The sequence below is a fragment of the Streptomyces sp. NPDC006339 genome (genome assembly GCF_040612775.1).
GTDB lineage: Bacteria > Actinomycetota > Actinomycetes > Streptomycetales > Streptomycetaceae > Streptomyces.
In genome coordinates this window covers 66,045-86,157 of record NZ_JBEXQW010000022.1, presented here as the reverse complement: position 1 = coordinate 86,157, position 20,113 = coordinate 66,045, and the positions used below count along the sequence as shown (strand labels likewise).

General features: G+C 73.8%; 15 protein-coding genes. 13 read left to right on the top strand and 2 right to left on the bottom strand.

Annotation, left to right across the window (positions count from 1 at the left end):
- Positions 1-375 precede the first annotated feature (375 nt).
- Positions 376-3,375: a BREX system ATP-binding domain-containing protein gene (locus ABZ135_RS19480; RefSeq protein WP_356697334.1), complete on the bottom strand. Its 3,000-nt coding sequence runs from the start codon at positions 3,373-3,375 to the stop codon at positions 376-378.
- A gap of 384 nt (positions 3,376-3,759) precedes the next feature.
- Here ABZ135_RS19480 and ABZ135_RS19475 point away from each other — a divergent pair, with 384 nt between their 5' ends.
- From ABZ135_RS19475 to ABZ135_RS19435, 9 genes are all read left to right on the top strand, one after another.
- Complete coding sequence (locus ABZ135_RS19475; RefSeq protein WP_356697332.1) at positions 3,760-4,275, top strand: hypothetical protein; 516 nt, start codon at positions 3,760-3,762, stop codon at positions 4,273-4,275.
- Positions 4,272-5,018 carry a thioesterase domain-containing protein gene (locus ABZ135_RS19470; RefSeq protein ID WP_356697330.1) on the top strand — a complete coding sequence of 249 codons (747 nt, stop codon included), beginning with the start codon at positions 4,272-4,274 and terminating at the stop codon, positions 5,016-5,018. Before ABZ135_RS19475 ends, ABZ135_RS19470 begins: the two co-directional genes overlap by 4 nt.
- A 77-nt stretch (positions 5,019-5,095) precedes the next feature.
- On the top strand, positions 5,096-6,115 hold the full coding sequence (locus tag ABZ135_RS19465; RefSeq protein WP_356697328.1) for a methyltransferase: 1,020 nt from the start codon (positions 5,096-5,098) through the stop codon (positions 6,113-6,115).
- A gap of 334 nt (positions 6,116-6,449) precedes the next feature.
- Positions 6,450-7,277: an AfsR/SARP family transcriptional regulator gene (locus tag ABZ135_RS19460; protein ID WP_356697326.1), complete on the top strand. Its 828-nt coding sequence runs from the start codon at positions 6,450-6,452 to the stop codon at positions 7,275-7,277.
- 46 nt (positions 7,278-7,323) lie between these two features.
- A complete protein-coding gene (locus ABZ135_RS19455) occupies positions 7,324-7,788 on the top strand; it encodes a group II truncated hemoglobin (protein ID WP_356697324.1) in 465 nt (154 codons plus the stop codon).
- Positions 7,789-8,125: 337 nt separating this feature from the next.
- On the top strand, positions 8,126-9,352 hold the full coding sequence (locus tag ABZ135_RS19450) for a Cmx/CmrA family chloramphenicol efflux MFS transporter (protein WP_356697322.1): 1,227 nt from the start codon (positions 8,126-8,128) through the stop codon (positions 9,350-9,352).
- Between the two features lie 112 nt (positions 9,353-9,464).
- Complete coding sequence (locus ABZ135_RS19445) at positions 9,465-10,214, top strand: methyltransferase domain-containing protein (protein ID WP_356697320.1); 750 nt, start codon at positions 9,465-9,467, stop codon at positions 10,212-10,214.
- Positions 10,215-10,295: 81 nt separating this feature from the next.
- Entirely contained in the window at positions 10,296-11,753 is a 1,458-nt protein-coding gene (locus ABZ135_RS19440; RefSeq protein WP_356697318.1) for an FAD-binding oxidoreductase, read from the top strand.
- A 105-nt stretch (positions 11,754-11,858) separates the two neighbouring features.
- Entirely contained in the window at positions 11,859-12,266 is a 408-nt protein-coding gene (locus ABZ135_RS19435; protein WP_356697316.1) for a RidA family protein, read from the top strand.
- A 63-nt stretch (positions 12,267-12,329) separates the two neighbouring features.
- On the opposite strand, the gene ABZ135_RS19430 is transcribed toward ABZ135_RS19435, so the two are convergent.
- Entirely contained in the window at positions 12,330-12,914 is a 585-nt protein-coding gene (locus ABZ135_RS19430; protein WP_356697314.1) for a flavoprotein, read from the bottom strand.
- A gap of 224 nt (positions 12,915-13,138) precedes the next feature.
- Between ABZ135_RS19430 and ABZ135_RS19425 the strand changes: the two genes are divergently transcribed.
- The 4 genes from ABZ135_RS19425 to ABZ135_RS19410 are packed head-to-tail and all read left to right on the top strand — an operon-like array spanning position 13,139 to position 20,055.
- Positions 13,139-16,498, top strand: coding sequence for an amino acid adenylation domain-containing protein (locus ABZ135_RS19425; protein WP_356697312.1), 3,360 nt, complete (start codon positions 13,139-13,141; stop codon positions 16,496-16,498).
- A complete protein-coding gene (locus ABZ135_RS19420) occupies positions 16,495-18,153 on the top strand; it encodes a GMC family oxidoreductase N-terminal domain-containing protein (RefSeq protein ID WP_356697310.1) in 1,659 nt (552 codons plus the stop codon). Before ABZ135_RS19425 ends, ABZ135_RS19420 begins: the two co-directional genes overlap by 4 nt.
- A gap of 2 nt (positions 18,154-18,155) precedes the next feature.
- Positions 18,156-18,905, top strand: a complete 750-nt coding sequence (locus ABZ135_RS19415; protein ID WP_356697308.1) for a thioesterase domain-containing protein — start codon at positions 18,156-18,158, stop codon at positions 18,903-18,905.
- A 7-nt stretch (positions 18,906-18,912) separates the two neighbouring features.
- Positions 18,913-20,055, top strand: a complete 1,143-nt coding sequence (locus tag ABZ135_RS19410) for an acyl-CoA dehydrogenase family protein (RefSeq protein WP_356697306.1) — start codon at positions 18,913-18,915, stop codon at positions 20,053-20,055.
- Positions 20,056-20,113: the final 58 nt, after the last annotated feature.

The window sequence follows — 20,113 nt, the reverse complement described above, 5'->3', positions numbered from 1 at the left end:
CGGGCGGCGGCTCAGGCTCAGGCGACCGCCCGGGCTCAGGTGACCGCCCGGGCTCGAATGGCGGCTCGGGCGGCGGGCCGTGTACGGGTCCGCAGGCCCGCCGCGCTCAGATGGCGTACGGGCTGCGTGGACCGCGTGCCGGCCCGCAGGCCATACGGGCCCGGGCGCCCGCTCGCCCCGCTCGGGCGGCGAGGCCCAGGCGACCGCCCGCACTCGGGCGGCGTACGGGCGGATGGCTGCGCCCACCACGGTCGGCCCGGGCCGCAGTCGGCCCGGCAGTCGCCCGAGCGCGGCGAGCCCCGCACGGCGGTGGACCGCCGACCGGGGCACCGCCGTGCGTCAGCCCGGGCGTCAGCGGGGCTCTCCGCCCTCCCGTCAGCCCGTCCGGAGTTGGTGCTGCGGGGTCAGTGCCGGGCGGGGCTGGTAGATCAGTACCGGGGCCGTGGGAGAGTCCGCCTCCGGCGGGAAGTAGCGGATCAGTTCGTGGCGGCCGCTGATCCGCAGCTTCCGGTAGGAGTGGGTGAGATGGGACTCGACGTTCCGCAGGCTCACCTTGAGCAGGTCCGCGATGTCGCGGTTGCTCATCCCGCCCGCCGCCAGTTCCGAGACCTGCCGTTCGGTCGGGGTGAGCAGCGACTCGGGGGAGTCCTTGCGCGGATCGGGCCGCCCGCCCGCGTACCGCAGCTCCCGCTGCACGGCCTCGACCAGGCCGTCGGCGCCCAGGGAGATGCCCAGCTCGTTCGCGCGGTGCAGCAGTTCGCGGGTGCGGCGGGCCTTGCCGATCTGCCGGTGGGCCCGGCCCGCCTCGTACAGCGCGTGGGCGAACAGCAGCGGCGTGGGGGAGGGTTCGAGGATCTCCAGGGCCTGGTCGGCGAGGTGCAGCGCCTCGAGGCCCGTGCTGGCGGACGCCTGCGCGACCAGGGCGCGGCCGAGGGCGAAGGGAGCGCCCCAGCGGCGGGCGAGCTCGGTCTCCTCGCGGGCGACGCGCCGGGCCGCGGCCATGTTGCGCTGGGCCAGCAGGAGGGTGGAGCGGGTCGAACGCCAGGGCAGGACGGCCGGGTTGACGACACCCCGGCGGGTCAGCTCCTCCTCGCAGTCGGCGATCAGGGCGAGCCCGCGCTGGGCCTGCCCGAGCCGGCCCAGGGCGCGCCCGGTGCTGTGCAGGAGATACAGCCGCCACCAGGTGACGGGCTGCCCGCCGGGCAGCGGCGGCGCCTTGTCGAGCAGCGCGTCGGCCGCCGCGATGTCACCCTTCTCCAGGGCCACGTCGATCAGCACGCTGCGGGCCAGTGCCCCCACGTGGTGCGCGGCGGCACCGATCCGGGTGAGCAGGTCGAGTGCCTGGCAGGCGTCGTCCTCGGCGTCCGGGAGCAGCCCGCGGTGCAGTTGCACCAGGCCGCGTACGGCCAGGGCCTCGGCGATCCGGGTCACGGTGCCGTCGGCACGGGCGAGGCGCACTTCGGTGTCCATGTGCCGCCGGGCCTCGTCGACGTCGCCCGCCCACAGCAGCGCGAGCAGCGCGTGGTACCAGGTGGGAGAGCCGTACGGGGCGCGGGGAACGGTCAGGGTCCGGTCGGCGATCCGCCGCACCGCCTGGGCCGAGTCGCCCGCCCCGGTGCGCAGCAGCAGCACCCGCTCCAGCCGGTTCTCGCCCCCGGCCCCGGCTCCGGAAGGGGTGCCGGAGCTCGCCCCGTCCCCGACCCCCGGGCGGTACGTGCCCTCGTGCAGCCGGATGTGGAGGAGCCGCTCGCGCAGCCGGGCGGCGGCGGACGGGTCCAGGTCGCCGATCTCCTCGCGGGCCTCCTCGAGCACCTCGCGGGCGCGGGCGAGCTGGTCCAGGCGCAGCAGGACGTCGGAGAGGCTCAGCGCCTCCTGCAGCCGGTCGCCGGGGTCCTGCGGGCAGGCGGCATGCGCGGTCAGGGCGCGCGCCGAGGCCGGCAGGTCCAGGGCGGTGAGCGCCTGGATCCTCAATCCCTCGGCTCGGGCGGCCAGTTCGTCGGGCACGCCGTGCAGCAGGGCCTTCTCGATCAGGCGCCGTGCCCCGGCCGGGTCGCGGCCGACGGTGTCCTGGGCGACGTCGAGCAGCAGCCGGGCCATCCACGGCTCGTCGAGCCGGTGGGAGCGCAGCAGGTGGCCGGCGACGTCCTCGCGCGGCGCGTTGCGGCGCCACATGAACCGGGCGGCGTGGCGGTGGAGTTCGGCCCGCTCGGCGCAGGGGATGTCCTGGTAGAGCAGCCCGGCGAGGAGCGGGTGCCGGAACGTCATGTCGTGCGGGCAGAGCAGGCCCGACTCGGTGAGTCGCGACAGGCTGCGGCAGGCGTCCTCCGTCGGGACGCCGCACAGGTCCGCCAGGATGGCGGGATCCAGCGGCGAGCCCAGGATGCTGGCCGCGCGGGCGACCTCCAGGCAGTGCGGGTCGAGCCGCCGGAGCATGCACAGGATGCGCTCCTTGACCGCCTTCAGGCGCATCCGCTCGTCCGCCGGGTCCGCCACCGTCCGGCCGGTGTGCTCCCGGCCCGACCGGTCCCGGCCCCCGTGCTCCCGGCCCGACCGGTCCCGCCCGGCGCGGTCCCGGCCGACGTGCTCGTCCGGTGCGTGACCGGCCACGGTCCCGGCCCCGTCACCCGCCGCGTGCCCCGCCCCGCCGGGCGGTACCGCGCCGGGGCCGGCCGGCACGGTGCGTATCTGCTCGGTCAGCAGATACGGGTTGCCGCCCGTGTCGGCGACCAGCGCGTCCACCGCCTCGTGGTCGTGACCGCACAGCGCGGCGGCCAGGTCGGAGGCGGCGCTCGGGCTCAGGTCGTGCAGATGGATGTGGCGGTCGGGGCGGACGCCCTCCATGAACTCGACCAGCAGGTGCTGGTCGCTGGCCGGCTCGCCGCAGCGCTTGGTGGCCAGCAGCACGACGGGCAGGTTGTCGAGCCGGCGGCTGAGGAAGCCCAGCCACAGCAGGGACTTGCGGTCGGCGTGCTGCACGGAGTCGACCGTCAGCAGGATCGGGGTGCGGCGCGCCGCCCGGCCGACACCCGCGCAGAGCTCCGCGAGGAGCGGGTAGTCGGGCTCGGCCGGTCCGTCGTCGCTCCCCGCGCTCGACGCGAAGGCCCGCTCCCATCCCCCGGCCGTCTCGGGCAGCGTGCCGAGGAGCTGGTGGACGACCCCCAGCGAGAAACGCTGTTCGGTGGGGGAGGCCGTGGCGGAGAGCACGACCATGCCCTGCTCGCGTGCGGTGTCCTCGGCCCAGCGGAGCAGGGACGTCTTGCCCGTCCCGATGATCCCCTCCACCAGCGCGACCGCCCCCGCGCCCGCTCTCGCGGACTCGAGCATCTCTCTGATGATCTTGGATTCTTCGCTTCTGCCGAACAGTTCCTGGGGCACCGCCCTGAACCTCCCGCCGACCAGCGCCGTCAAAGATAATGACCGGTCACGATCAATCCGTCGCCGCCCTGGCGGAAAGGGGCCTCCGCGGATGGAGTGGAGGAAACCCGAGCCCCCACTTCGATCCCCCGATCACCGGTGAACGGCGTACACCACGGACGCGCCCGACGCTAACAGACGCCCCGACCCCCGAAGGTATCCATACGTGTTCCTTCGGCCATTGCTTCGGTCCCACCGTATTGATGCGCGTGGGGACCGCACGGGTACGGTCGGCTGGCAATTGCGGTGGTGACCGGTGAGGCACGCGGAAAGCACTCACCTCCGGGACCTGACATATTCCCCCGCCGCCTAATGGCGAAATCTGATGGAAGGATCGGTGCTCGCGTGACCGCGACCAGCGAGGAGCTCCGCCCGTTATGGGCCGTCCGTCCGGCCCTGTCGCCGCGACCGGCCCCCGCCGCCTCCGACGCCCCCGCCGCCTCCGACGGCGGCCGCACGGAGCGGTTCGTGCTGTCCCTGACCGGCCTGCTGCCGCTGGTGTACGAGCAGGCATGGCAGAGCGTCCTCGGACCCGGCTTCCGGCTCCAGGTCGTCGACTGGCGGGCCACCCGCCCGGAGGTCCAGGACGCCCGCCTCGCCGAGCGGCTCGCGCGGGAGGCGGTCACCGGACTGCCCGTCGACCAGGGGCCGTCGGCGGGGCCGATGTGCGCCACCCTGATCCGGCGCGACGACCGCACCTGGACCTTCGCCTGGCGGTACGCCCGCGAGCTGATGGACCGGCAGGCGGGGCTGCGCCTCCTCGACCGGGCCACCGAGGCGTACGCCGTCCTGCTGCGCGGCGGCACCCCGAGCCGGCCGTCCGCCGCCGGCGACCTGCTCGCGGGGCCGGTGGGCCGATGACCGCCGACAGCTCGGTGCGGCTGTTCTGCCTCCCCTTCGAGGGCGTCTCCGCCGGCGTCTACTTGCCCTGGATCGAGGCGATGGGCCCCTCGGTCGTCGTCACGCCCGTGGAACTGCCCGGCCGCGGCCGCCACCCGCGCACCCGCCCGTGCGACAGCCTGGAGCCGCTGCTCGCCGAGGTCATGCCGTACGTGGCCCGCATGTGCGACCGGCCGTTCGCGCTCTACGGGCACGGCTTCGGCGCCCTCCTCGCGTACGAGATAGCCGCCCGGCTCGAATGGGAGCACGACGCGGTCGCGGACCGGCTCTACGTGTCGGGCTCCGGCATGCCGCAGCGCACCCTGCCGGAGCGCGCCGTCGGCCACCTGCCCGACGCGGCGATGATCCGCGCGCTCCGCGACCGCGGCCGGATGCCCCCGGTCGACCGCGACCCGCGCCGCGCCGCCCGGGCCCTGGCCACGCTGCGCGCCGACCTCACCGTCCTGGAGACCTACCGGCGCGACCCGCGCCATGTGGTCCACTGCCCGGTCACCGCCATGGGCGGGCTCCAGGATCGCAGCGTGACGGGTCTCGACCTGGCCGGCTGGCGCCGGTGCACCCGGCGGGGCCTGCGCGTGGAGACCTTCCCCGGCGACCACTACTTCCCGCTCACCGCCCGGCCCGAGCTCCTGGACACCTTCGCGCGGGACCTGATCCGCCCCGCCGCCGCACGGCGCATGCCGGCCCTGGCCGCCGCGTACTGAGGCCGCCCGTTCCGGAACCGGCAACAGGAATTGCCCGTCACCCCCGGCGTCCCCATCCTGGCCGCCGGAGGTGACCCATGACACCCACACACCGCGCCCCGGGCCTCGACGGCGGGCCTCCCGGCGCCGAGCCGGACCCGCACGGCCCGGAGCGCGAGCCGGACCCGCACGAGCCGGACCCGCACGAGCCGGACCCTTACGAGCCGGACCCGCACGATCCCGAGCACGAGCCGGACCCGCACGACGACCCGGAGCACGAGGCGGACCTGCACGCCGGCTTCCTGGCGGACGCGGCGCAGTGGCTGCGCGGTCTGCTCGGGCCCGAGGACCGGGTGACGGAGGCCGTCCGCCGGATCGTCGACGTCGGCAGCGGCCCCGGAGCGGCCTCCTGCGCCCTGGCCCGCGCCTTCCCGCGGGCGGAGGTGGTCGCCGTGGACCGGTCCGCCCCGCTCCTCGCCCGGGCCGAGGCCCGCGCCGCCGAGCGCGGGCTGACCGGGCGGATCACCACCCGACGGGCCGAGCGGCCCGAGGAGTTCGGCCGGCTGGGACCGGCCGACCTGATCTGGACCGGCAACGTCTGCCGTCACCTGGGCGACCAGCAGGCGGCGCTGCGCGGCCTGGCCCGCGCGCTGCGCCCCGGCGGACTGCTCGCCGTCGCCGAACGCGGACTGCCGCCGCGCTTCCTGCCCCGCGACATCGGCATCGGAAGGCCCGGCCTCCAGGCCCGGCTCGACGCCGCCGTCGAGGAGCGGTTCGCCGCCGCACGGGACAGGCTGCCGGGATCCACCTCCGTGGTCGAGGACTGGCCGTGCCTGCTGGCCTCTGCCGGACTCGTCCCCACCGGCAGCCGCACCTTCCTGATCGACTTCCCCGCCCCGCTGGACCTGGCCCCGCGCCGGCACCTCCACACCCGGCTCGCCCGCCTGCTCGACGAGCTCGGCGACCGGCTCGACCCCGTCGACCGGCTGACCGTGGAACAGCTCCTGGACGGGGACGCCCGCACGGGCATCCTGTGGCGCCCGGACGCCTTCTACCTCGCGGCGATCACCGTCCACACGGCCCGCCTGTGCCGCCCCCGGGCCCGATTGTCTCCGTAATTCCTTAGTAGTGAGCGGCAGGCGGGAAAATACCGAAGGAATCGACGCCCATTCGCTCCCGTCCGACGACCCCGATTCCCCTTCCGCTTTCCCCTCGCGCACATTCCCCCGGCATTGTCCCCTCCTTCTCCGAACGGCCCGCGGCGTTCCCGCCGCGGGCCGTTCGCGCATGTCCGCACGACCGTAGGACGACCCCGACCGCAGATTCTTCGGTCAGCCCTACGGTCCCCCCGTATTGAGGCCCCCCTTCCCGCACTTCTACGTTCCTCCCCAGAGCGGTCGCCCCGGCCGGACCGGAAAACCGGAAGGGGCACATGCACATGACGGAGGACGCGTGAAGATACGGATTCTCGGGCCCCTGGAGGCCGAGACGGAGGGTGGTCCGGTCGTCCTGACGGCGGCGAAGACACGCCAGATCCTGGCGCTCCTCGCGCTCCACCCGGGCCGGCTCGTCCCGGTGTCCACCCTGCGGGAGGAGCTGTGGGGTCCGCTGCCGCCGCGCAGCGCGCACACCACCTTCCAGACCTACATCCTGCGGCTGCGCCGCGCCCTGGCCACCGCCCTCGGCGGCCCGGACGCGGCGGACCGGGCCCGGCGGCTCCTCGCCACCGGACACGACGGCTATCTGCTGAAGGCCGCGGAGGAGGACGTGGACGCCTTCGCGTTCCAGCGGGCGGCCCGTGCCGGTCACGCGGCCTTCGCGGACGGCGACAGCGCGCTCGCGTCCCGGCTGCTGCGCCAGGCCCTGGCGCTGTGGCGGGGTCCGGCACTCGTGGACGTACGGGCCGGGTCTGCCCTGCGGATCCACGCGGCCGCCCTGGAGGAGAGCCGGCTGCTCGCCGTCGAGCGCCGCATCGACGCCGAACTGCGGCTCGGCCTGCACACCGAACTCCTCGCCGAACTCGTCGAACTGACGGAACGGCACCACCGCCACGAGCGGCTGTACGCCCAGGCCATGGTGGCGTTCTACCGCTCCGGACGGCAGTCCGCGGCCCTCGACCTCTACCGCGCGCTGCGCCGCCGGCTGATCGAGGAACTGGGCCTCGAACCCGCCCCGCAACTCCAGCGGCTGCACCAGGCGATGCTCACGGCCGACCCCCGGCTCGACGCCGTCACCCACGGCGGCCCGCCCACCCCGACCTTCGAGCTGTACGCGGCCTGAGCGCGCCGCACCCCGACACCCGAGCACCCACGGAAGAGGTGACACAGTGACCGACCGGATCCCCACCCTGTACGAGTGGGTCGGCGGCGCCGAGGCGCTGGAACGGCTCACGGAGGAGTTCTACCGGCGCGTCCGCAAGGACGAGATCCTCGCCCCGCTCTTCCGGTACATGGACGACGACCACCCGCAGCACGTCGCGACCTTCCTCGGCGAGGTCCTCGGCGGCCCCCCGCGCTACACCGAACGGCACGGCGGCTACCCGCACATGGTCTCCCGCCACCGCGGCCGCGCCATCAAGCCCGAGCAGCGGGCGCGGTGGGTCGAGCTGATGCTGGAGGCGATGGACGTCGTGGGCCTGCCCGAGGACGCGGAGTTCCGCTCGGCGTTCGTCGGCTACATCGAGTTCGGCTCGCGCCGCGCCATGGCCAACTCCCAGCCGGACGTCGCGCCCTCCAGCCGTACCACCATCAAGAAGTGGGGCTGGGGCGAGGCCGTCCCCGGGGACGACTGACCCGGCGCCCGCAGCCCGGAACCGGCCCCGCCGGAACCCGTCCGCACGTCCCGGAACCGGCCCCGCCGAAACCCGCCCGCACGTCCCGGAACCGGCAACAAATGTTGTCCGTCCGCCACGCTCGGTTCCAGCATGGGGACCAGCAGTGATCAGTGTGATCCAGCGGATCACCCCGGCGTCCGCGCCACCCGGGCGGCCGCCCAGGAGTCCGGCGACGCCGCGCTCCGCGCGCCCGGCGGACCCGCGCGCACCCGCCCCGATCCGCTCCGCTCCGTACCGTACGACAAGGAGTTCTCCCCATGCGTCCGACCACTCCCCGTCCGCTCGGCGGCAGCCGATGAGCGTCCAGACCGAGACCCACGAGGCGACCCCGCGCAAGACCGGTGACCGGCTGCCGCTCGCGGTCTACCTGCTCGCGTTCAGCCTGTTCGCGATGGGCAGCGCCGAGTTCCTGCTCGCCGGCGTCCTGCCCGACATCGCCGACGACCTGCACATCTCGCTCTCCTCCGCCGGCGCCCTGATCTCCGCGTTCGCCATCGGCGTCGTCATCGGCGGCCCGCCCCTCGCGGTCCTGACGCTGCGCTGGCCCCGGCGCACCACCCTGGTGGTCTCCCAGATCCTGTTCGCCGTCTGCGTCGCGATCGGCCTGGTGACCGACAACTTCGCCGTCCTGATCGTCACCCGCTTCCTGTGCGGCCTGGCCTACGCCGGATTCTGGGCGGTCGCCGCCGTCACCGCGATCGGACTCGTCACCCCCGACCGCACCGCACGGGCCTCCGGCGTGGTGGTCAGCGGCCTCAGCATCGCCATGGTCGGCGGCGGCCCGGCCGGCGCGTTCCTCAGCCACTTCACCGGCTGGCGGGGCGGGTTCTGGGCGGTGGTCGCCCTCACCGTCCTCGGCGCGGTGGCCACCGCGATCGCCGTCCCCGCGACCAAGGCGGCCCAGGAACCCAGCGTGCGCCGCGAACTGCGCACCATGCGCCGGCCGCAGCTCTGGGTCGTGTACGCCGCGACCCTGCTCAGCACCGCCGCGTACATGATCTCGTACAACTACCTGGCGGCCTTCCTCACCGACATCACCGGAGTCGACGCCGTGTGGGTGCCGCCGATCCTCGTCCTGTTCGGCATCGGCGCCTTCATCGGCCTGTCCATCGGCGGCCGGATCGCCGACGGACGCCCCCACCACGCCCTCCTCATCGGAGCCGGCGGCATCCTCGCCACCTCGGTGCTGCTCGCCGTCCTCGCCGACCACGCCATCGCCGTCGTCGCCCTGGTACTCCTCCTCGGCGTCGCCGGATTCGTGCTCAACCCGGCCATCTACGGACGGGTGTTCACCGTGGCGGCCGACGCGCCGACGCTCGCCGGAGCCACCGCCGTCTCCATGTTCCAGCTCGGCATCAGCCTGGTCCCGGTCCTCGCGGGCGTCGCCCTCGGCGCCGGCGCCGGACTGACCGCCATCCCCTGGCTGGGCGCCGGCCTGGCCGTCCTCACCGTCCCGGTCGTCCTGATCGACCGGACGATGGCCCGCACCCGGGCGCGCAGCCCGCGGACGAGCGAGGACTGACACCTCGCCCCTCCGCTCCCAGGTCCGCGCTCCCGTATCCCGCCACCGACCGGAGCGGCCGGAGGAGTTCTCCCCCGGAACTCCTCCGCCCGCTCCCCTCACGGAGGATCCCATGGACAACGAACTCGGTTACGAACTCGGATACTGGGTGGTGTCACAGATCCAGAGCCCGGACCGTCCGACACCGTCGACCTTCACCCTGCTGGACCAGGAGTGGGACCTGCTCCCCGACGTCTTCCCGCCCTTCACCGACCCCGGCCCGGGACTGTTCGCCTCCTGGGTGCCGTACGAGAAGGGCATCCGCTTCCTGGAGATGGGCTGCGGCGCGGGCGTCGCCGCGGTGCTCGCCGCCCAGCGCGGCGCCGAGCGGGTGGTCGCCCTGGACATCAACCCGGCCGCGGCCGAGAACGCCCGCCGCAACGCCGTCCGGCACGGCGTGTCCGACCGGGTCACCGCCCTGGCCAGTGATCTCTTCGACGCCCTGGAGCCCGCCGAACCGTTCGACCTCGTCTTCTGGAACACCCCGTTCATCGAGGCACCCGACAGCCGCCCCTACGCCGGCCAGATCGAACGCGCGGTCTTCGACCCCGGCTACGCGATGGTGCGCCGCTTCTTCCGGGACGTCGTGCCCCACCTGGCCCCCGGCGGCCGGATCTACCTCGGCACCAGCGAGGCCATGGGCAACACGGACAAGATGCTGCGCGCCGCCGCCGACGCCGGCTTCGAGGGCCGCCGCCACCGCAGCGAGTCCGTCGGCCTGCCCGCCGCGGACTTCCCCGCCTCGCCCGTCGTCGCGGCCCACACCGACGACCGCGGAATCGTCGCCATGGACTTCACCCTCTACGAGTTCCTGCGCGGCTGACCCCGGCACCACTTCTGACACATGCGCACGCACACGCACACACGGCAGGGCGACACGACCGCCCCGGAAGATGGGAATCTGATGAGCGCCAACGGGAACGCGAACACCACCGGCTACGACGTCGTCATCGCCGGCAACGGAGTCCTCGGACTCTCGCTCGCCTGGGTCCTGGCACAGCGAGGACAGCGCGTCGCCGTGCTCGGACAGCCACACCGGCCCTGGGCCGGATCGGCCGCGGCCGGGGCCATGCTCGGCTGCTTCGGCGAGGTCACCACCTCGCTGCTCGCCACCGAGCACGGGCGGGCCAAGCTCGAACTCGGCATCCAGGCCGCCAAGCTCTGGCCGCGCTGGCTCGGCGAGCTGGAGGCCGACACCGAGGGCGCCCCCGTCAAGACCGCCGACGGCACCACCGTCATCCTCAACACCATCGGCACGGCCGAGATCGACGACGCCAACTACAACGCCATCCGGGCCGAGCTCACCCGCTACGACGAGCCCTTCGAGGACGTCGAGCCCACCGACCTCGACTGGGTGGACGCCGAGCCGATCTCCCGCCCGCTGAAGGCGTTCCACATACCCGGCGAGCACGCCGTCAACGCCGCCGCCCTCCTGGAGCGGCTCGAACAGGCGGTGGTCCGGGCCGGCGCCACCCTCGTCCCCGAGTTCGCCACCCGCGTCGTGCACCAGGGCGAGCGCGTCACCGGCGTCGTCACCACCTCCGGGCGGACCATCAGCGCCGACCACGTCACCCTGGCCGCCGGCGCCAACAGCCAGGAACTCCTGGACAGCCTGCCCATCGGCCCCCGCGTCCCCCGCCTCGTCAGCGGCTACGGCGTCTCCTCCCTGATCAGGACCGTGGACGGCACCACCCCGGACAGCGTCATCCGGACCCCGAACCGCTCCTTCGCCTGCGGCCTGCACGTCGTCCCGCGCGGCGACGGCCACGTGTACCTCGGCGCCACCAACGTCATCTCCGTGGAGCCGCGCGACACCGCCGAGATGCGCGACCTGGTCTTCCTCCTCCAGTGCGCCCACCGCCAGGTCCGCCGCAACCTGTGGAACAGCGACGTCGCCAAGGTCCAGGTCGGCAACCGCCCGGTGTCCATGGACGGCTTCCCGCTGCTCGGCCACGGCGGCATGCAGGGCCTGTGGATCATGACCGGCACCTACCGCGACGGCCTGCACCTCTCCCCGCTCCTCGCCCAGGACTTCGCCGCCCGCATCCTCGGCGAGGAGCCGGTCGCCGACCTCGACCGCTTCGCGCCGCTGCGGCAGCCGCTGCGGACCGGCACCCGCGAGGAGATCGTCGACGTCCTCATCGACCACCAGATGGGCATCGGCTACGAGCAGGACTGGACGATCCCCGTCGAGTGGCACCACTGGATCGAGATGGACCTGCGCCCGGCCACCCTCGCCTGGGCGAACGAGCTCGACCCGGAGTTCACCCCGCCGGCCGAGCTGCTCTTCGCCTCCCGCTTCGACGCCGAGCTGGTCAGCCTGCTGCGCAAGTACTACGCGACCTGCCGCGAGCACGGCTGACCGCCGCTCCACGGTCCCGGCCCACCCACACCCACACCCACACCGCCGCCGTGCGGGCAGGGGCGGCCCGCCCCTGCCCGCACGGCACGTCGAGAAAGGACAGCCATGGCAGTCGAGCCCATCGACCCGCCCGGTCTCCCCAAGCCCTACGGCTGGCGGCAGTTGGCCGTCGGCACCGGCAGCCGGGTGGTCTTCCTCAGCGGCCAGACCCCCCGCACCGCCGACGGCGAGCCCGTCGGCATGGGCGACCTCGCGGCCCAGACGGAGCAGGTCTACCTCAACATCGCGACCGGACTCGAGGCCGCCGGCGCCACCTTCGACGACGTCCTGCGCCTGACGATCTACGTCGTGGACTGGTCGCTCGACAAGTGGGAGGCCATCACGGAGGGCGCCCAGCGGGCCGCGGCCAAGCTGGGCGCGGACGTCGTCCGGCCCACCACCCTGGTCGGCGTCGCCACGCTCGCCGAGCCCGACTTCCTCATCGAGATCGAGGCGACCGCCATCGCCGCCTGACCCGCCCCGCACACCCGTGAGGCCCCGCCGGAATCCGGCGGGGCCTCACGGGCGTGCGCGGGGTCAGTGCTGTTTGGCGAGGAGGTCGTCGATCACCAGGGCCACCGTCTCCGGCGAGGGCAGCGCCGGGTGGTGGCTGACGGTGCCCGTGGTCGGGTCGAAACCGTCGTGCCACTCCGGCTCGTTGACCAGCCCGCCGTCCTCCCGGATCCGCGCGATGTTCCGCTGCACGGCCGGCTTGTGCCACATCTTGGCGCCCATCACCGGGAAGTAGACGACGGGGTAGTCCACCGACAGCGCCACCGTCATCAGACGGTTGGGCGCGGCCCCGCCCGCAGCGGCGGCCAGCGTGTGGGCGGTGGCCGGCAGGACCGCGAGGATGTCGTGGTCGGCGGCGAGCCGCGACGGCTTGTCCGTCGGCCAGTCGGCCGGCGACTCCCCGTGCACCACCCGCTCGGCGAAGAGCGCGAGGCTCTCGGGCGAGACGAACGAGGCCGCGGTGTGCGTGAGCAGCACCGTGAACGTGCTGCCGGCGATCTGCCGGCGCATCGCCTCGATATACGACGGAAGGCGGGTCACCGCAATCGATCCGGTGGCTCCGACGAGTATGCGTTTCCCGGCTGTCCCCGGGGAGTTCCGAATTTCCATGCCCCGATGATGTCGCCGTGGTCCCGCCCTCGGTCAATGGTCGAATCCGGCCTGGGGCACGGGAGTCGGGCGCCGGTCCAGCGCCGGTCGAGTGCGGGCCAAACCCTACGGTCGTCCCTACGGTCGGACCGTATTGAGGCCCTATACCGCCCCTCCTAACCTCCCTTTTCGTATGGGAATTCGAAAGCCCGTCAGGGCATCTGATTGAAAAGGGGCGGATCTCGATGGAGGATCTTTTCGCGGAGCTGCGCGGCGGGGCCGGCCACCCCCGCCTGGACGACACCCGGCTGCCCGACATCAAGCCGCGGCCGGAGCACCGTCACGAGCCCTTCCCGCTCACCGACATCCAGCAGGCGTATCTGATCGGCCGCCACAAGGGCCTGGAACTCGGCGGCATCTCCAGCCAGTACTACCTGGAGTTCGACTGTCCCGGCCTCGACCTCGCCCGGCTCACCGAGGCCCTGCGGAAGGTCGTCGAGCGGCACGAGGCGCTGCGCACGGTGGCCGGCCCCGACCAGACCCAGCGGGTCCTCGCCGCCGGCGAGGTGGAGCCGTACGTCATCCGCACCACCGATCTGCGTGGCCTCGCCGCCGAGGAGCAGGCCGCCGGGATCGAGCGGATCCGGACCGAGCTGACCGAGCAGGTCCTGCCGGTGGACCGAGCGCCGCTCTTCGACATCCGGGCCACCCTGCTCGACGACGACCGGCTCCGCCTGCACCTCGCCGTGGACCTGCTCTTCCTCGACATGCGCGGACTGCGCCTCCTCCTCGACGAGTGGCGCCGCTTCTACGACGAGCCCGGCCGGCGGCCCGAGCCGCTGGAGCTGTCCTTCCGCGACTACGTGCTCGCCCAGGAGGAACTGCGGGACGACGCCCTGGGCCGGGAGGCCGCCGCCTACTGGGCGGACCGCCTCGACACCCTGCCGCCCGCGCCCGAACTGCCGCTCGCCGCGGCGCCCGAGCAGCTCGGCACCCCCCGCTTCGTACGGCACCGGGCCCTGCTCGCGCCGGAACGCTGGGCGGCGCTGCGGGAGGCGGCCGGTCGGCACGGGCTCACCCCGACCGGCGTGCTGCTCGCGGCCTACACCGAGGTGGTGCGGACCTGGTCGCGCCGGCAGGAGTTCACCCTGACCGTCACCCAGTTCCACCGGCTGGGCCTGCACCCGCAGCTCGACGCCGTCATGGGCGACTTCCTCGCGCCGAGCCTGCTCGCCGTCCGCGGCGCCGCCGAGGAGACCTTCGCGCAGCGGGCGCGCGGTGTGCAGCGGCAGGCCCTGGAGGACCTGGCGCACTCCTCGTACGGCGGCATCAGGGTGCTGCGCGATCTGGCCCGCCGCGGGGACGACGGCCGGGCCTCGATGCCCGTTGTCTTCTCCAGCACGCTCGGCGCCGACGCCGGTGCCCGCGCCGGTGACGGTACGGCGGACGCGGGACGCCTGGAGGCGTTCGGCGAGCTGGTCCACGACCACAGCCGCACCCCGCAGGTCTGGCTGGAGAACCAGATCCTCGAACGGGACGGCCGCCTCTCGGTCAACTGGAACGCGGTCGAGGGCCTGTTCCCCGACGGCACCCTGGAGGCCATGTTCGAGGCGTACACGACCCTGCTCGACCGGCTGGTCGACGACCCCTCCGTATGGGACGCCACCCGCGGGATCGTGCCGCTGCCGGCCGCGCAGCGCGAGGAGCGCGAGCGGGCCAACGCCACCGCCGAGGACATCCCGCCGGCCCTGCTGCACGAGCTGGTCGCCGAGGCGGCGGCCCGCCGGCCCGACGCCGTCGCGGTCGTCACCCCCGGCACCGAGACCACCTTCCGCGAGCTCACCGAGAACGCCCACCGGATCGCCCACCGGCTCATCGACGGCCCCGGCACCGCGCCGAACGAGATCGTCGCCGTGTCCATGCGGCCGGGCGCGGCCCAGTACTCCGCGCTGCTCGGCGTGCTGCACTCCGGCGCCGCGTACGTGGCCATCGACCCCGAACTGCCGGAGGAGCGGCGCCTGAAGCTGCTCGCCCGCTGTTCCGTACGGGCCGTGGTCACCGAGCCGGAACTGCGCGACACCCTCGTCTGGCCGCCGGACGTGACGGTCCTGACCGCCGAGGACGAGGCCACCCGCGCCTGCTCCACCGAGCGGCCCGCGCGCCGGCAGGGCCACGACGACCTGGCGTACGTCATCTTCACCTCGGGCTCCACCGGCGAGCCCAAGGGCGTCATGATCACCCACCGCAGCGCCGCCAACACCGTGCAGGACATCAACCGGCGCTTCGGCGTCGGCGAGGACGACCGGACGATGGCGCTCGCCCCGACCGGCTTCGACCTGTCCGTGTACGACGTCTTCGGCGTCCTGGGCGCCGGCGGCGCGATCGTCGTGCCCGACCCGGCGCGCGCCAACGACATCGCCCACTGGTCGCAGCTCATCGGCCGCTACGGCGTCACCATCTGGAACAGCGTGCCCGCGCCCATGCGGATGTGGATCGACTCGCTCGGCGACGGGGGAGTGCCGCGCGGCTGCCGTCTGCGGCTCGCCCTGCTCAGCGGCGACTGGATCCCGGTCGACCTGCCGAACCGGATCCGCGAGAAGATCCCCGCGATGCGGGTGATCAGCCTCGGCGGCGCCACCGAGGGCTCGATCTGGTCGATCCACCACCCGATCGAGAACGTCTCGCCCGAGTGGTCGAGCATCCCCTACGGCAAGCCGCTCGCCAACCAGACCATGCACGTGTTCAACCCGTGGCTGGAGCCGTCCCCCGTCGGCGTCACCGGTGAGATCTTCATCGGCGGCGTCGGCGTAGCCCAGGGCTACCTCGGCGACCCCGAGCGCACCGCCGAACGCTTCCTCGTCCACCCGGTCACCGGGGAGCGCGTCTACCGCACCGGCGACCTCGGCCGCTACCTGCCCGGCGGCGACATCGAGATCCTCGGCCGCGAGGACTTCCAGGTGAAGATCAACGGCTATCGCGTCGAGCTCGGCGAGATCGAGGCCGCGCTGCTGCGCCAGGACGGCGTGCGCACCGCGCTCGTCACCGCGCCCGCCCACGCCCGTACCGGACAGCGCCAGATCGCCGCGTACGTCGTCCCCGAGCCCGGGGCCGAACCGGACCCCGCCGACCTGCGCGAGGCGCTGACCGCCCTGCTGCCCGGCTACATGGTGCCCAGCCGCTTCCTCACCCTGGACACCCTGCCCCTCACGGCCAACGGCAAGATCGACCACAAGGCGCTGCCCACGCCGTGGAACGACGACGCCGACACCGCCTCCGCGCGGGTGGCGCCGCGCAGTCGGATCGAGCGGCGGCTCTTCGCGCTCTGGACCCAGCAGCTCGGCCACAGCGACTTCGGCGTGGAGGAGGGCTTCTTCGACATCGGCGGCGACTCCCTGCACGCCGTCGGCCTGCTCGCGCTGCTGCGCGCCGAGTTCGGCATCGAGGCCGACACGGAGCAGGAGATGGTCGAGGGCCTGTTCATGAACGCGTCGATCGCCTCGTTCGCCGAACTGCTCGCGAACGCCGAGGAGACCGGCGAGACCGGCGAGGCCGGGGAGCCCGGGACGACCGCGGTGCTCGTGGACACCGAGGAGGCCGCCGCATGAGCCGCCGGCCCGTCACCGCCGCGGAGGACCGCGAGTGGGAGTACGTGATCGTCGGAGCGGGCTCCGCCGGAGCCGTCACCGCCGCCCGCCTCGCCGCCCGCGACTCCGGCGACGTCCTGCTCATCGAGGCCGGCGAGGACCAGCCGCGCCCCCGGGACCGGGCCCACCCGCTGGCCGACGCCGGGCGGCTCGTCCTGGCCGGCCACAACTGGGACTACCGGGCCAACCTCCGCACCAGCGACCGCCTGGAGGAGCTAGTCAGGGGCGGCGGCCCGGCGGCACCCGAGACCGCTGCCGCCGGTGCCGCCGGTGGCCGGGCGGCGGCCCGGGCGCTGCGCGAACGCTTCCCGTACCAGCTCGGCAAGGTCGTCGGCGGCGGCTCCGCCGTCAACGGCGCCATCGCCCTGCGCGGGCTGCCGCGCGACTTCGCCGCCTGGGAGGCCGCCGGCAACCCGGACTGGTCCTGGGAGCAGGTGCTGCCGTTCTACAAGGACATCGAGAACGACGCCGACCACCCCGGCCCGCTGCACGGCGACAGCGGCCCGCTGCCCATCCGCCGCACCCCGCGCGACCGGGTGCACCCGCTGGACGCGGCGTTCTGGGAGGAGTGCAACCGGCAGGGCGTCGGCGACCTGCTCGACCTCAACGACGGCCGGGAGGCCGGCGTCGGCCCCATCCCCGGCAACGCCGTGGACGGCGAACGCGTCGACGCCTCCACCGCCTTCCTCGCCGGCGTCCGCGCGCTGCCCACGTTCCATCTGCGCACCGGCGTCCGGGTCACCCGGGTGCTCTTCGACAGGAACCGGGCCGTCGGCGTGGAGGCCGAGACCGACGGCGGGCTCACCACGATCCGGGCGCGGCACGTCGTGCTCAGCGCCGGCGCGGTCGGCACCCCCGTGATCCTCCAGCGCTCGGGCGTCGGCCCGGCCGGACTGCTCGGCGCCCTCGGCATCCCCACCGTGGCGGACCTGCCCGGCGTGGGCCGCGACCTGGTGGACCACCCCTCGGTCGTCATCTGGTCCAGGCCGGCCGACGGGGTCTGCACCCCGGGCCTGCCCTGGCGCCAGGTCGCGGCCCGGATGAGCAGCGGCCACGACGACGAGGTCGACATCCAGGTGGGCCTGCTCAACAACGTGGAGAGCCACACCATCCCCGGCTTCGTCGACCGGCTCGGCTGGCCGCTCGTCGTCGGCATCTCCGTGATGCTGATGCGCCCGCGCTCCCGCGGCCGGGTCTTCCTGGACACCGCCGACCCGTACGCCGCCCCCGTCATCGAACTGGGCATCGGCACCGACCCCGAGGACGTGGAGCGACTGTGCCACGGCGTGCGCCGGGCCTGGAGCTTCCTGCGGTCCCCGGGCCTGTCGAGCCGCCTGGTCAAGACCCAGTTCTGGAGCGACCGCATGGTCGCCAACGACGGCGTGCTGCGCAGCGGGGTCCGGCACATCATGAACCCCGGCTGGCACGCCTCCGGTTCCTGCCGGATGGGGCCGGAGACCGACCCCTGGGCGGTCGCCGACCAGGAGGGCCGGGTGTACGGCACCGAGAACCTGCGGATCGCCGACGCCTCGCTCTTCCCGACCATCCCCAGCGCCCCCACCAACCTGACCACCCTGATGCTGGCCGAGAAGCTGGCCCGCAGTACGAAGGAGTGACCGTGCAGCCCGTATCAAGGCCCCCGGTACGGCTCTACTGCTTCCCGCACGCCGGGGCGACCTCGCTGGTCTACCGGGGCTGGCAGCCGCTCGGCGAGCCGCACCTGCTGGTCCGGGGCGTCGACGCCCCGGGCCGCGGGACCCGCCGCCGGGAGCGGAAGGCCGCCGGCTACCACGCCCTCGTGCGGTGCATGGCCGAGCAGGTGGTGGCCGATCTGCTCGCCGAACGCGCGCGCGTGCCCGGTCTGCGCTGGGCGACCTTCGGCCACAGCTTCGGCTCGACGACGAGCCTGGCGGTGGCCGCGGAGGTGACCCGCCAGGTCGGCGTCGCGCCGGAGCGGGCCGTGCTCTCCGGCGCGATCCCGCCCGCGCTCCAGCGGCCCGGCCCGCTGCTCGACTCCGTGTCCGAGGAGGAACTGCTCGCCCGCACCGCCGCCGACGGCGGGACACCGCCCGCCGTCCTCGCCGACCCGACGATGAGCCGCATCCTGCTGCGGATGCTCCGGGAGGACGACGCCGTCCGGGCCGAGTTCGCCGCCGAGGCGTCCGGACTGCGGGTGGACTTCCCGCTCACCCTGATCGCCGCCCGCCAGGACGTGCACGCGCCGCCGGAGAAGGTCTGGGGGTGGGCCGCGCACAGCACGGCCCCGGTCCGCCGGATCGAGATCGACGGCGGCCACTTCGCGGCCGTCCAGCGCCCCAAGGACACCCTGACCGCCATCGCCGACGACACCGACCCCGGAAAGGGGTGACCGCCCCATGCCACGCAGCAGGTACGAGGCCGAGCACGAGCAGTTCCGGGTGACCTGCCGGGAGTTCCTCCAGCGCGAGGTCCTGCCGCACCACGCGCGCTGGGAGCGGGAGGGTATCGTCGACCGCGAGGTGTGGCGTAGGGCCGGGCAGGCCGGGCTCCTCGGGATCGGCGTCGACCCCGCGTACGGCGGAGGCGGCGAGCCCGACTACCGCTACCCGGTCGTGTTCTCGCAGGAGATCATGTGGGCGCGGGCCACGGCCCCCGGCTTCGTCGCCCACAACGACGTCATCGCCACCTACCTCACCGAGCGGACCACCGAGGAACAGCGCAAACGGTGGCTGCCGGGACTGTGCGCGGGCGAGCTGATCGCCGCGATCGCGATGAGCGAGCCCGACGCCGGCTCCAACGTCGCCGACATCCGCACCACGGCGGTCCGCGACGGCGACTCCTACCTCCTCAACGGGCAGAAGACCTTCATCACCAACGGCGAGAACGCCGACGTCGTCGTGGTCGCCGCCAAGACCGCACCCGAGCGCGGCGCGCAGGGCATCAGCCTGATCGTGGTCGAGCGCGGCACGCCCGGCTTCACCCGGGGCCGGCGCATGGAGAAGCTGGGCTGGCACGCCAGCGACACCTGCGAGCTGTTCTTCGACGACTGCCGGGTGCCGGCCGACAACCTGATCGGCAAGGAGAACGCCGGTCTCGCCTACATGATGGCCGGACTGCCCCGGGAGCGGCTGAGCATCGCCACCGTGGCGGTGGCCGCGGCCGAGCGGATGCTGGCGGACACCCTCGAATACGCCAAGACCCGCGAGGTCTTCGGCCAGACCGTCGGCAGCTTCCAGCACAACCGCTTCCAGCTCGCCACCATGGACACCGAACTCACCATCGCCCAGGTCTTCCTCGACCACTGCGTCGCCGAACTCAACGCCGGGCGGCTGTCGGTGACGGACGCCGCCAAGGTGAAGTGGTGGACCACGGAGCTCCAGGTCGACATCGCCAACCGCTGCCTCCAGATCCACGGCGGCTACGGCTATCTGAAGGAGAGCGCGATCTCCCGGGAGTGGGCCAACAGCCGGGTCCAGACCATCTACGGCGGCACCACGGAGGTGATGAAGGAACTGATCGGCCGGTCCCTCGGCCTCTGATCCGTCCCGCGGGTGCCCCGGTCCCGGCCGACATGGCCGGGACCGGGGCACCCGCGGT